This window comes from Sphingomonas trueperi (genome assembly GCF_011927635.1).
Taxonomy (GTDB): domain Bacteria; phylum Pseudomonadota; class Alphaproteobacteria; order Sphingomonadales; family Sphingomonadaceae; genus Sphingomonas; species Sphingomonas trueperi.
The window spans coordinates 304,926-316,686 of record NZ_JAATJB010000004.1 but is presented as its reverse complement, the minus strand read 5'-3'; the positions used below and the strand labels follow the sequence as shown (position 1 = coordinate 316,686).

The window sequence follows — 11,761 nt, the reverse complement described above, 5'->3', positions numbered from 1 at the left end:
CCCGTTTTACGCCTCCGGATCCTGATCCGGGATCATGTTCTCGTCGGCGATCTCGGCATTCCATTCGGCCGAGCTGTCGGTGCCGTCGGGCTGGTGTGCGGTGCCGGGCTGGGTGTCGGGCGTCTCGCGGGTCGGTTCGGGGTTCATGGCGCTCTCCTTGTCCAAGGGAAACGCGCCCGCCGCCGCCCGGTTCAGTGATGCGTGCGGAACAGGAAGAAGGCGCCTGCCGCGATCAGTGCGAAGCCGATCAGATGGTTCATCGTGATCCGCTGCCCCAGATACAGCACCGAGAAGGCGGCGAAGACGGTGAGGGTGATCACCTCCTGCATGCCCTTGAGCTGTGCCGCCGAATAGACCGCGCTTCCCAGCCGGTTGGCCGGCACGGCGAAGCAATATTCGATCAGCGCGATGCCCCAGCTGGTGAGAATGACCAGCAGCAACGGCGCGTTCTTGAACTTCAGATGCCCATACCAGGCGAAGGTCATGAACACGTTCGAGACGAACAGCAGCCCGATCGGCAGCAGGCGATCCATCATCGGCATGGCTGCTCAGCCCGCATAGGCGCCGCGCAGCCGATCCATCGACTCGCGGTGGGTGAGGTCGAGGTGCAGCGGGGTGACGGTGACGAACCCGGCCTCGATCGCGTCGAGATCGGTATCGGGCGCCGCCTGGTGCGGCATCCGCCCCATCGCCAGCCAGTAATAGGGGAAGCCGCGCGGATCGAGCCGCTTGTCGAGCGCGACGCGGCCATAGTCGCGAAACCCCTGCGACACGACCTTGATCCCCTGCACCGCATCGGCCGCGATCGGCGGGAAGTTGATGTTGACCAGCGTGCGCGGCTCCATCGCGACGTCGAGCAGCGGCCGCAGCACGCGCTCACCCCAGGTCTCGGCGGTGTCGAACGGTACCGCATCGCCCATGCCGCTGCGCGCGTATCGCTGGCTGAGCGCGATCGAGCGGATGCCCGCGAGCGCGCCTTCCATCGCCGCCGAGACCGTGCCCGAATAGCTGACGTCCTCGGCAAGATTGCCGCCGCGATTGACCCCCGAGAGGATCAGGTCGGGCTTGGCATCGGCCATCACCTCGCCCAGCGCGAACATAACGCAATCCGTGGGCGTGCCCTTCACCGCATAGCGACCCTCGCCGTGGCGGCGGACGCGGAACGGCTCGGTGAGGGTGAGCGAGCGGCCCTTGCCCGACTGCTCCTCGGCGGGCGCGACGACGGTGATGTCGTCGGACAGCGTCCGCGCGATCCGCTCCAGCACGGCCAGGCCGCGGGCATGATAGCCGTCGTCGTTGGTGAGGAGGATCCGCATTAGCCGCGCGGTTCGAGCAGCGTCAGCCCGCCCAGATAGGGCTGGAGCACCGCCGGCACCGACACCGCGCCATTTTCCTGCTGATAATTCTCCAGAACCGCAACCAGCGTGCGGCCCACCGCCAGGCCCGAGCCGTTGAGCGTGTGGACGAAGCGCGTGCCCTTCTCCCCCTCGGGGCGGTAGCGCGCGTGCATCCGCCGCGCCTGGAAGTCGGCGCAGGTCGAGCAGGAAGAGATCTCGCGATAGCGGTCCTGGCCCGGCAGCCACACTTCGAGATCGTAGGTGCGCGCCGCGGTGAAGCCCATGTCGCCGCTGCACAGTTTCATCCGGCGGAAGGCGAGGCCGAGCTTGGTCAGCACGTCCTCGGCGGCGTCGGTCATCCGCTCATGCTCCGCTTCGGACTGGTCGGGGGTGGTGATCGACACCATCTCGACCTTCTCGAACTGGTGCTGGCGGATGAAGCCGCGCGTGTCGCGGCCCGCAGCCCCCGCCTCGGAACGGAAGCAGGCGGTGAGCGCAGTCAGGCGGAGCGGCAGTTCCTCCTCGCTCAGGATCTTCTCGCGCACCGCGTTGGTCAGGCTCACCTCGGCGGTGGGGATCAGCCAGCGACCGTCGGTGGTCTGGAACAGGTCCTCGGCGAACTTGGGCAGTTGGCCGGTGCCGAACAGCGCCTCGTCGCGCACCAGCAGCGGCGGCACGCATTCCTCATAGCCATAGCTGCCGGTCAGCGTGTCGAGCATGAACTGGCCGAGCGCGCGGTGGAGCCGGGCAGCGGCGCCGCGCACGAAGGTGAAGCGCGCGCCGGACATCGCCGCCCCGGTCTCGAAGTCGAGACCCAGCGCCGGGCCGATCGCGTCATGTTCCTTCGGCGCGAAAGCGAAGGCGGGAACGGTACCGCGCTCGTGCACGAACACATTGTCATTCTCGTCCGCACCGAGCGCCACGTCCGGATAGGGAAGGTTGGGCAGGGCGGCGAGCCGGCCTTCCAGTTCCTCGCCCACCGCCTTTTCCTCGGCCTCGAGCGCGGGCATCCGCTCCTTGAGCGCCGCCACTTCCGCCATCAGCGCCGCGGCGGCTTCCTCGTCCTTCTTCGCCTTGGCGGCGCCGATCGCCTTCGAGGCTTCGTTGCGGCGCGCCTGGCCGGCCTGCAGCTCGGTCACCAGCGCGCGGCGGCGTTCGTCGAGCGCCAGCAACGCCTCCGACTGCGGCTCGAGGCCGCGCTTGGCCAGGCCCTGGTCGAAGGCTTCGGGATGTTCGCGGAGAAAGCGGATGTCGTGCATGGCGCGAACCTATGGCCGGGGCCCGTTCCCCACGCAACCCCGCCGCCGCCCGCCCGTTGGTTGCGCTCCAACTGAACAGCGACAAGGAGAGCGCGATGCTGGTTCCCCATGATGCGATGGTGGTGGTCGCCGACGGCCGCAAGCTGCTGATGCTGCGCAACCAGGGCGATGCGGAATATCTCAACCTCGAAGTGGTGCGGAAGGAACTCCACCCAAATCCTAAGGACTCGGATCAGAAGACCGATTCGTCGGGCGCGGCGGCGTCTACGCGCGGCGGCGGGCAGTTCGCATCGTCCGGCGGCACGATGGGCGAAACCGATTTCCATCAATTGGAAGAAGATCGCTTCGCCGCCGAGGTCGCGGGCATGCTCAAGGAAGAGGCGCTGCGCAACAGCTTCGAGTCGCTGATCATCGTCGCGCCGCCCAAGACGCTGGGCGAACTGCGCAAGCATTATCATATCAGCGTCAGCGATCGGCTGAAGGGCGAATTGGCCAAGGACCTGACCGATCATCCGGTGCCGGACATCGAAAAGGCGCTGCAGTCCGCCTGAAGACTCGTGGCGGACGGGGCCTGCGTCGCGTCCGCCACCGCCCGCCAGTATCGCGCCGAAGACCCGCCCCGTGTTCGATTTCAGGACGGAAGCTGCTTGCCGGACGGCGTCTGTGTCCGTCCGAAACGGAAAAAAGTGCAAGTGGTTCAGGGATTGCTAATTTCTACTGAACTATAGGGAATTCCCGCCAAAAAGCTTTCGCGGCATTGGCTTGTTAATGGCTGCTTGCGAAAGTATAGCGCCTGCGGGCAATGCAGTCTCTCGAGCGGCACGCCACCGGGGACTGGTGTGGAGAGTGGGAATGGCAACTGTTTTGGGCCGTTTTGACGAGCACGATAAAAGCGTTCCTCCGGCCGCGAATGATGGCGACGACGGCTATCGGCCGAGCGACGACGAACCCTTCATGAATCCGCGGCAGCAGGAATATTTCCGCAACAAGCTGAATGGCTGGAAGGACGCGATCTATCGCGAGGCGGCTGGCACGCTGAACCAGCTCCAGTCCGAGCCGCTGCGCGAGGCGGACCTCACCGATCGCGCCTCCAGCGAAACCGACTGGTCGATCGAACTGCGCACCCGCGATCGCCAGCGCAAGCTGATCGCCAAGATCGACGCGGCGCTGCGCCGCATCGAGGAAGGCGAATATGGCTATTGCGAAGTGACCGGCGAACCGATCCCGCTCGGCCGGCTCGAAGCCCGTCCCACGGCGACGATGACGGTCGAAGCCCAGGAGCGGCACGAGCGCAACGAGAAGATCAGCCGGGACGAGTGAAATCTACGTTCAAATCCGCTCCGGCAAAATACCGGGGCGGATTTCGGTTAATCCTTTCGTTAAGAGTTGTTGGTCTACTCCCTGCGGGTGCGAATCCGCCATCGAGAGCCAATCATGGACCAGCAATCTTACATCCCCGCCACCACGCTTTCGGCCGATGACTTTGCGGGCAAGCGCAGCGGTGCCCGCGACAGCCTGTTGCTGACCGCGCAGTTCCGCGTCGATGGCGAGGATGTCGGTACGGTGCGGGTGCGTAATCTTTCGGCCGGCGGGCTGATGGCCGAATATACCGGTCCGGTGGGCCTGCGCACGCCGGTGGAGATCGAAGTTCGCGGCGTCGGCTGGGTGAAGGGCAAGATCGCCTGGGCGGCCGAAGGGCGCGTGGGCGTCGCGTTCGACAATGAGATCGATCCGAAGCTGGCGCGCAAGCCGGTGGGCGGGGGCACCCAGACGCCGGCCTATGTAAAGCCGATCTTCACGCGCCGCTAAGCTGCGCCGAACCCATTCCGCCGAATCTCGCGCTTTCCGACATGCAGCTTCCGACATGCAGCCATTGCTGATGGAGCGTATGTCCCCGGCTCGCGCGGCAAGTTTCTGCCGCGCGAGTCCAAGGTTTCGGTAAATAGTCCGTGAACGGGACGGTTATCGCTGCATCTCTTCCTTGACCCGCAGCTTCTCTTTCTTCAATTGCGCTAACAGTATGTGATCGGGGAGGGGGCGCTGCGTTTCGCTGGCGATTCGCTGGTCCAGCTGCGAATGTTTGGCGGTAAGTGCCGAAAGATGCCCGGCGTGCATGAAGCATTCCTCCTTCGATAACTCTGAGGGGAGCGAACTACATCATGTTTTGCGCCGCTTGTCGCGTGCAGAATCAACACTGATCGACAGACCGCGGAAAAGCCGCGATGGTTCGCATGCCGGGCAACGATCCGGCGAGTCGGGCGCACTGGGGGCATAGAATGGACGAAAGCGAGATCCGGCGCCGGTTGGAGCCCCTGCGTGCCGAGCATCGCGACCTGGATGCCGCGATCGCCGCGCTGGCGGATAGCGGTACCGGCGACCAGCTGCAGATCGCGCGCCTCAAGAAGCGCAAGCTCAAGCTCCGCGACGAGATTTCGCTGCTCGAGGACCAGCTGATCCCGGACATCATTGCGTGATTGTTCCGTTTTGCTGCGACGCGGCAAAATTGGCGCTTTCCGCGCGTCGCGATCCTGTGGCAGCTAGAGGGGATGAAGCGCTCCGACGCCCTTACCCTGCACCGACGATTGGTCGACTCGCTCTATGTCGAGGCGATGGTGCTGGCGGATGAGGCGCGCGGCTATTTCGACCAGCTCGGCCGCGACGAGCGCGATGCGCTGGCGGCGCTGAGCCGGGTGGCGTTCTCGTGCGAGTCGCTCAAGGTGACGACGCGGCTGATGCACGTCATCGCCTGGCTGCTCACCCAGCGTGCGGTGGATGCCGGAGAATTGCAGCTGGCCGATGCCCGCGCCCCCGGTCGCCGGCTAGGCCCCGCACCCGAAACCGACGCCGCGCTGCTCGAGGACATGCCGCTCCAGGCGGTGATCATCGTGCGGGCGAGCATGGACCTGTATCGCCGCGTTGCCCGGCTGGACTCCGCCTTCGACGCGTCGCCGATCGCAGTGTCGAGCCCGGCGCGGCGGATGCTCGATCGGCTCGCCGGGGCCTTCTGAACGCCTAGAGCGCCAGCCGTGCCCGCGCGGCGGCATATTCCGCACCAAGGCGGTCGATCCGCGCCCCTGCCGGTTCGATCGCATGCACCGCGCCGATGCCCTGGCCCGAGCCCCAGATATCCTTCCACGCCTTGGCGCCGCCGAAGTTCATCGCGCTCGGATCGCTCTCGGGCAGATTCTCCGGATCGAGCCCGGCATTGACGATCGAGGCGCGCAGGTAATTGCCGTGCACGCCGGTGAACAGGTTCGAATAGACGATGTCCTCGGCGCGGCCGTCGACGATCGCCTGCTTATAGGCCTGGACGGCGTTGGCCTCCTCGGTCGCGATGAAGGGCGAGCCGATATAGGCGAGGTCGGCGCCCATCGCCTGCGCCGCCAGCACCGCGCCGCCCGTGGCGATCGAGCCCGAAAGGGCGACGGGTCCGTCGAACCATTCGCGCACCTCCTGGACCAGCGCGAACGGGCTCAGCCGCCCGGCATGGCCGCCGGCGCCTGCTGCGACCAGGATCAGGCCGTCGGCGCCTTTTTCGACGGCCTTGTGGGCGAAGCGATCGTCGATAACGTCGTGCAGCGTGATGCCGCCCCAGCCGTGCACCGCGTCGTTGAGCTCGGGGCGGGCGCCCAGCGAGGTGATGACGATCGGCACCTTCCACTTGGCGCAGCTCGCGACATCCTCCTCCAGCCGCGGGTTGGAGCGGTGGACGATCTGGTTGACCGCGAAGGGCGCGGCGGGCGTGTCCGGATGGTCGCGGTCCCAGGCCGCGAGTTCCTCGGTGATCTGGTGCAGCCACTCGTCGAGCTGGCTCTGCGGCCGCGCGTTGAGCGCGGGGAAGGAGCCGACGATCCCCGCCTTGCACTGGGCGATGACCAGTTCGGGGCAGGAGATGATGAACAGCGGCGAGCCGATGACGGGAAGCCGCAGACGATCGAAGAGAGCCGGTAGCGCCATGCCCGAGTGATACCGCAGCTACGAAGCCTGTCTAGGCGGGTGTCGGCGACGCTACGGCATGCACGGGCGGCCAAAGCGCCGACGCGCAACCCGATCCCGGAAAGCGCGCGAATCAGTCGATTCGGGTGAGGCCCGTCGCGTATTCGCGCTGCTTGGCGGCATAGAGCGCCGCACTGGCCCGCAGCATCGCGCGCTGCGCCGCGTCGAGCGGGCGGACCGCGCGGGCGGGGCTGCCCATGATCAGCTGGCCGGCCGGAAATTCCTTGCCCTCGGTAATCAGTGCGCCGGCCCCGACCAGGCATTCGGCGCCGATCACCGCGCGGTTGAGGATGATCGCGCCCATGCCGATCAGCGAGCCGTCGCCGATCGTGCAGCCATGGAGCACGGCATGATGGCCGACGGTCACCTCGTCGCCGATGGTCAGCGGTGCGCCGGGATCCGAATGGAGCAGTGCGCCTTCCTGGATGTTGCTGCGGGCGCCGATGACGATCGGCGTGTTGTCGGCGCGGACCACGGCGCCGAACCAGATGCTGGCGCCGCTCGCCACCCGCACGTCGGCGATCAGTTCGGCGCTCGGCGCGACCCAGGCATCCGCCGCGACCTGCGGCGCCTTTCCCCCAAAGGCGTAGAGCGGCATGCCGGTTAGAGCGCGAAGCTCTCGAAGCCGGCGGGCAGCGGCATCTGCATGCCGAGCGCCAGCGCCAGCGCGACGGCGCCGAGCAGCAGCGCGAGCGTCGAGGACAGCGAGAACAGCCCCCAGCCGACCAGCGTCACGATCGGTGCATCGGCGCGCTGCTCGCGGCGGTTGCGCTGCATCGTCAGCAGCACGAAGCCGGCGGCCATTGCGTACAGGAACACGAAGAATTCAGCCATTGCTACCACCCGATCTCTGCTCGCTTTCAGGGCTAACCCGTTCAGCTTTCAGCATCAATCCAGGGGAATTGCGGATCGCCGCGATGCAGCATGCATTCGCCGCATTTTCTTGGGAACAAATCGCCCCTCAGAGCGTAACGCCGCGCTTCCAGATCGCGATCTCGCGCTCGCCGTTGCGCTCGGCAGCCGTCGGATCCCCCGAGGCGATCGCCACGATCCGTTCGAGCAGGGCACGGCTCGCCGCCTCCATGTCCTCGGCGAGTACCTGCCCAGCGTCGAAATCGATCCAGCCCGGCTTGCGCGCGGCGAGGTCGCTGTTCGAGGCGATCTTGATCGTCGGCACCGGGAAGCCCAGCGGCGTGCCGCGGCCGGTGGTGAACAGGATGACGGTTGCGCCCGCGGCCGCCAGCGCGGTGGACGAGACCGCGTCGTTGCCCGGCGCTTCGAGCAGCGCGAGGCCCGGACGCTGCACGCGCTGGCCATAGCCGAGCACGTCGGTGACCGTCGCGTGTCCCGCCTTCTGCACCGCGCCGAGCGACTTTTCCTCCAGCGTGGTGATGCCGCCGGCGAGATTGCCGGGGGAGGGGTTTTCCGAGACTGGTTCGCCGTGCCGGGTGAAATAGGCTTTGAAGCCGTTCACCAGATCGACGATCTTCCCGAACACCGTCTCGGTCGCCGCGCGCGCCATCAGCAACTGCTCGGCCCCGAAGATCTCGGGAATTTCGGTGAGGATGGCGGTGCCGCCCGCGGCCGTGACCGCATCGCTCATCCGTCCCACCAGTGGGTTGGCGGTCAATCCTGAGAACCCGTCCGAACCGCCGCATTTCACCCCGAGGACCAGAGACGCGAGTGGCTCCTCGGTTCGCACGGCCTGTTCAGCCTGGTTGATAAGTTCCTCTACTAGAGCGATTCCCTCTTCGATTTCGTCGCCAGCCGCCTGCGCGCCGATGGTGCGGAGGTTGGGCTGAGAAATACCCTCCAACATGCCGCGCATCTGATTGGATTCGCAGCCAAGTCCGACAAGCAGAACGCCGCCGGCATTGGGATGGTTGGCGAGCGCCGTCAGGATTGCACGCGTGCCTTCCAGATCGTCGCCGAGCTGCGAGCAGCCGAAGGGATGCGCGAAGGCGTGGATGCCGTCGACCCGGCCGGCGAAGCGCGCGGCGGCGCGCTCGGCGATCTTCTCGGCGGTGCGGCCCACGCAGCCGACCGTGGGCAGGATCCAGATTTCGTTGCGGGTGCCCACCCGTCCGTCTGCCCGGCGATAGCCGAGGAAGGTTGGCCCGGCAGCGGCCGGTGCTGCTTCGAAGGCGGGCTGGTACGCGTAGCTGCCGCTCGCGGCGAGGGCGGTCGCCACATTGTGGGTATGCACGTGCTCGCCGGGCGCGATGGCCCGTGTCGCATGACCGATCGGGAACCCGAACTTGTGCACCGGTGCGCCGGCCTCGATCGGCCGGATCGCGACCTTGTGGCCTTGGGGGATGTCCGTGGTAACGGTGACCCCCAGCGCCGTGTCGCCTGCGTGCAGCGGGCGGAGGGCGGTGGCGACGGGGTCACGCGGGTCGATCTGGAACAAGGCTGCAGTCATCAACTCCGAGCATAGGGGGTTGCGAGCGAACCTCCTAGAGGCATCGTTGCGTGCTCGTGCCCCATTGCGGACGACGCGCCGTCAAAAACCCGCACTCGTACTATTCCGGAGCGGCGAGAACCGGCCGCCTGTGTTTCGGGGCCGTTAAGCCATTGGGCAGTAAAGGGGTATCCACGCCGTGGGGGAGTTGGATCGCGTGAAGGCACCACCGCCGCAGTCGGCCTTGATCAGGGCGATGATGCGCAGTTTTCGTTGGACGATGCGGCTGAGCCGCCTGCAGGCCTGGATCGCGGTCTGCACGGCGATGGTCGTGACGATCGTCGCCGATTGGGCGACCGGGCCGACGGTCTCGATGACGATCGGCTATCTGTTCGTCGACATTCTCACGGCATGGACGCTGCGCGAGCGCGCCGGCATCATCGTCGTGCTGTTCTCGATCGCGCTCGGCTCCGCCTTGAACGGGTTCGGATCGCTGCCGTTCCTGGACTTTCAGGCTCTCTCCGCGCCGGTCGTCGTCTGGAACACGGTGACTCGTGCCGCGGGTGCGATCATGATCGTGTTGATGGTGGCGACGCTGCGCCACACCATCGACGGCGAGTTGTGGCGCGCTTCCACGGATTATCTCACCCGCTCGCTCAACGGGGGCGCGTTTCGCAGCCAGCTGGAGCGGGTGGCGCAGATCGCGCGCCGTCGCGGTTCGACGCTGCTGCTGCTCTACATGGATCTGGACGGGTTCAAGGCGGTCAACGATCGGCACGGGCACGCGGCGGGGGACCTGGTACTCCGGCGTTTCGCCGACGAGGCCCGCGCACGGATGCGGCCCGACGACCTGTTCGCCCGGCTGGGCGGCGACGAATTCTGCGCCTTCCTCGCCATCGAGCGCGGCGTGGTGCCCGAGCAGGTCGCCGAGAGCCTCCATGCACGGCTCAGCGAGGCACTGCGCTCGACCGGCCATGCGGTCACCTGCAGCATGGGGGCGGTGGTGATCGATGCCCACGCGGCGCGGGATACCGAACGGATGATCGGATTGGCGGACGAGGCGATGCTGGAAGTGAAGCGCAACGGCAAGAACGCGATCCGGATCGCGTTCGACGAGCCCGGCACCGTGCGGCGGGCGGCATGACGCTCCACTTCTTCTCCGCCGCGTTCCGGCCCGAGGACGAGGCGCGCCGCCAGCGCGCAGTAGACGGTCTGCGCGCGGTATCGCCGAGCGATCCCGTGCTGCACGAACTGCTCGGCGAAGTCTGCATGGTGTTGCGCACGCCGATCGCGATGGTGACGGTCACCGACGGCGATGTGCAGCGGATGATCAGCGCGGTCGGGATCGAGCCGGTCGTGCTGCCGCGTTCGATCGCCTTTTGCTCGCATACCATCGCGGCGCCGGATGGGCTGCTCAGCGTCCCCGATCTCCACATCGATCCGCGCTTCCGCGCCAACCCGCTGGTCGCAGGCGGCCCCTGCGTGCGCTATTATACCGGCGTGGTGGTGCGGAGCGGGCCCTTCCCGATCGGCGCCGTGTGCGGGCTCGACCGCCGCCCCCACGGCCCCGCATCGTTCCGGCAGCGGGCACAGCTGCACAAACTGGCCGATGCGGTCGGCGACCGCATCGGGGCTGCACCGCGAACCTGCTGAGCGGACCGGTTTTTCCGGGCGGCTGCGGCGACTTGCTTGGAATGGCGGGGCGTTGCCGCTAGGCCGCAGCCATACGGCAACGGGAGAACGCCATGATCCGCACCGGCCTTATCGGCTTCGGCCTAGGCGGCACCGCCTTTCACGCACCACTGATCGACGCGGTCGACGGGCTCGAACTGGCGGCCGTTGGCTCCTCTCGGGCCGAGGCCGTCGCGAAGGCCTATCCGGGGGTGCCGGCCGTCAGCCCCGAAGCGCTGATCGCCGATCCCGCAATCGATCTGGTGGTGGTGTCGACGCCGAATGCCACGCATTTCCCGCTCGCCACGGCGGCGCTCGAAGCGGGCAAGCATGTCGTGATCGACAAGCCGCTGACCCCCAGCGCCGCCGAGGCCGAGGCGCTGATCGGCCTCGCCGAGGCGCAGGCGCGGCTGCTGGTGCCGTTCCACAACCGGCGCTGGGACAGCGATTTCCTCGCGGTACAGGCGCTGGTGCAAGGCGACCGGCTGGGCGAGATCCTCCTGTTCGAGGCGCATTGGGACCGCTTCCGCCCCGAATTGTCGCAGGCCTGGAAGGAAGCCGAGGGCGGCGGGCAGCTGCTCGACCTGGGGCCGCACATGATCGACCAGGCGCTGGTCCTGTTCGGCATGCCCGAGGCGGTGCAGGGCGATGTCGCCCGACAGCGTGGCAACAGCCCGGTCGACGACTATTTCACCGTGACGCTGTTCTACGGCACGCGCCGGGTGGTGCTGGCGAGTTCGCGGATGATCGCGGCGGCGCGGCCGCGCTTTGCGCTCCATGGTCGCGGCGGCAGTTTCGTGAAGTACGGGCTCGATCCGCAGGAGGCGGCGATGCGCGCCGGGGGATCGGTGCGCGATCCCGGCCATGGGCTGGAGGACCCGGCGCAATATGGCGTCCTGACGCTGCCCGACGGTTCGACCGAGACGATCGCGTCGGAGCGCGGCGACTATCGGCGATTCTATGCCGGGGTGGCGGCCGCGATCCGCGACGGCGCGGCACCGCCCGTTGCGGCGAAGGATGCGCTCGCCGGGCTCCAGTTGATCGAGCTTGCCCGGCAGAGCGCGGAAGAGGGGCGGCGTATCCCGCTCGCTTGAGCG

17 protein-coding genes are annotated in these 11,761 nt (G+C 67.3%); 8 read left to right on the top strand and 9 right to left on the bottom strand.

What is annotated here, in order from left to right; genetic code table 11:
* Positions 1–6: 6 nt before the first annotated feature.
* From GGR89_RS09315 to serS, 4 genes are read right to left on the bottom strand one after another with little or no spacing between them, the layout of a single operon-like run.
* Positions 7–147 carry a hypothetical protein gene (locus tag GGR89_RS09315; RefSeq protein WP_164521717.1) on the bottom strand — a complete coding sequence of 47 codons (141 nt, stop codon included), beginning with the start codon at positions 145–147 and terminating at the stop codon, positions 7–9.
* Positions 148–191: 44 nt separating this feature from the next.
* Positions 192–536 (bottom strand): DMT family protein, encoded by a 345-nt coding sequence (locus tag GGR89_RS09310; RefSeq protein ID WP_125974320.1) that lies wholly within the window; start codon positions 534–536, stop codon positions 192–194.
* 12 nt (positions 537–548) lie between these two features.
* Positions 549–1,316 (bottom strand): 5'/3'-nucleotidase SurE, encoded by a 768-nt coding sequence (surE, locus tag GGR89_RS09305; RefSeq protein WP_125974248.1) that lies wholly within the window; start codon positions 1,314–1,316, stop codon positions 549–551.
* Complete coding sequence (serS, locus tag GGR89_RS09300) at positions 1,316–2,596, bottom strand: serine--tRNA ligase (protein ID WP_125974250.1); 1,281 nt, start codon at positions 2,594–2,596, stop codon at positions 1,316–1,318. The genes surE and serS overlap by 1 nt, the downstream gene beginning before the upstream one ends.
* A gap of 95 nt (positions 2,597–2,691) precedes the next feature.
* On the opposite strand from serS, the gene GGR89_RS09295 reads away from it, so the two are divergent.
* From GGR89_RS09295 to GGR89_RS09285, 3 genes are all read left to right on the top strand, one after another.
* On the top strand, positions 2,692–3,147 hold the full coding sequence (locus tag GGR89_RS09295) for a host attachment family protein (RefSeq protein WP_125974252.1): 456 nt from the start codon (positions 2,692–2,694) through the stop codon (positions 3,145–3,147).
* A gap of 301 nt (positions 3,148–3,448) precedes the next feature.
* Positions 3,449–3,916, top strand: coding sequence for an RNA polymerase-binding protein DksA (gene dksA, locus GGR89_RS09290; RefSeq protein ID WP_125974254.1), 468 nt, complete (start codon positions 3,449–3,451; stop codon positions 3,914–3,916).
* A gap of 114 nt (positions 3,917–4,030) precedes the next feature.
* Complete coding sequence (locus GGR89_RS09285; RefSeq protein ID WP_125974256.1) at positions 4,031–4,405, top strand: PilZ domain-containing protein; 375 nt, start codon at positions 4,031–4,033, stop codon at positions 4,403–4,405.
* A gap of 153 nt (positions 4,406–4,558) precedes the next feature.
* Here the strand turns inward: GGR89_RS09285 and GGR89_RS09280 are convergent, their stop codons facing one another.
* A complete protein-coding gene (locus GGR89_RS09280) occupies positions 4,559–4,711 on the bottom strand; it encodes a YdcH family protein (RefSeq protein WP_125974258.1) in 153 nt (50 codons plus the stop codon).
* Between the two features lie 161 nt (positions 4,712–4,872).
* Between GGR89_RS09280 and GGR89_RS09275 the strand changes: the two genes are divergently transcribed.
* Both GGR89_RS09275 and GGR89_RS09270 read left to right on the top strand, forming a co-directional pair.
* Positions 4,873–5,070, top strand: coding sequence for a YdcH family protein (locus tag GGR89_RS09275; protein ID WP_125974260.1), 198 nt, complete (start codon positions 4,873–4,875; stop codon positions 5,068–5,070).
* A 72-nt stretch (positions 5,071–5,142) separates the two neighbouring features.
* Positions 5,143–5,604: a DUF1465 family protein gene (locus tag GGR89_RS09270; protein WP_125974261.1), complete on the top strand. Its 462-nt coding sequence runs from the start codon at positions 5,143–5,145 to the stop codon at positions 5,602–5,604.
* A gap of 4 nt (positions 5,605–5,608) precedes the next feature.
* On the opposite strand, the gene GGR89_RS09265 is transcribed toward GGR89_RS09270, so the two are convergent.
* The 4 genes from GGR89_RS09265 to GGR89_RS09250 all read right to left on the bottom strand — a co-directional run bounded on the left by GGR89_RS09265 (position 5,609) and on the right by GGR89_RS09250 (position 9,014).
* Positions 5,609–6,553 carry an NAD(P)H-dependent flavin oxidoreductase gene (locus GGR89_RS09265; protein ID WP_125974262.1) on the bottom strand — a complete coding sequence of 315 codons (945 nt, stop codon included), beginning with the start codon at positions 6,551–6,553 and terminating at the stop codon, positions 5,609–5,611.
* 112 nt (positions 6,554–6,665) lie between these two features.
* On the bottom strand, positions 6,666–7,190 hold the full coding sequence (locus GGR89_RS09260) for a gamma carbonic anhydrase family protein (RefSeq protein WP_125974263.1): 525 nt from the start codon (positions 7,188–7,190) through the stop codon (positions 6,666–6,668).
* Between the two features lie 5 nt (positions 7,191–7,195).
* Complete coding sequence (locus GGR89_RS09255; RefSeq protein WP_125974264.1) at positions 7,196–7,426, bottom strand: hypothetical protein; 231 nt, start codon at positions 7,424–7,426, stop codon at positions 7,196–7,198.
* Positions 7,427–7,553: 127 nt separating this feature from the next.
* Positions 7,554–9,014 (bottom strand): UxaA family hydrolase, encoded by a 1,461-nt coding sequence (locus GGR89_RS09250; protein ID WP_125974265.1) that lies wholly within the window; start codon positions 9,012–9,014, stop codon positions 7,554–7,556.
* A gap of 235 nt (positions 9,015–9,249) precedes the next feature.
* On the opposite strand from GGR89_RS09250, the gene GGR89_RS22650 reads away from it, so the two are divergent.
* The 3 genes from GGR89_RS22650 to GGR89_RS09235 all read left to right on the top strand — a co-directional run bounded on the left by GGR89_RS22650 (position 9,250) and on the right by GGR89_RS09235 (position 11,758).
* A complete protein-coding gene (locus GGR89_RS22650; RefSeq protein WP_209092187.1) occupies positions 9,250–10,137 on the top strand; it encodes a GGDEF domain-containing protein in 888 nt (295 codons plus the stop codon).
* Complete coding sequence (locus GGR89_RS09240; RefSeq protein WP_125974267.1) at positions 10,134–10,646, top strand: GAF domain-containing protein; 513 nt, start codon at positions 10,134–10,136, stop codon at positions 10,644–10,646. Before GGR89_RS22650 ends, GGR89_RS09240 begins: the two co-directional genes overlap by 4 nt.
* A gap of 92 nt (positions 10,647–10,738) precedes the next feature.
* Positions 10,739–11,758: an oxidoreductase gene (locus GGR89_RS09235; protein WP_125974268.1), complete on the top strand. Its 1,020-nt coding sequence runs from the start codon at positions 10,739–10,741 to the stop codon at positions 11,756–11,758.
* Positions 11,759–11,761: the final 3 nt, after the last annotated feature.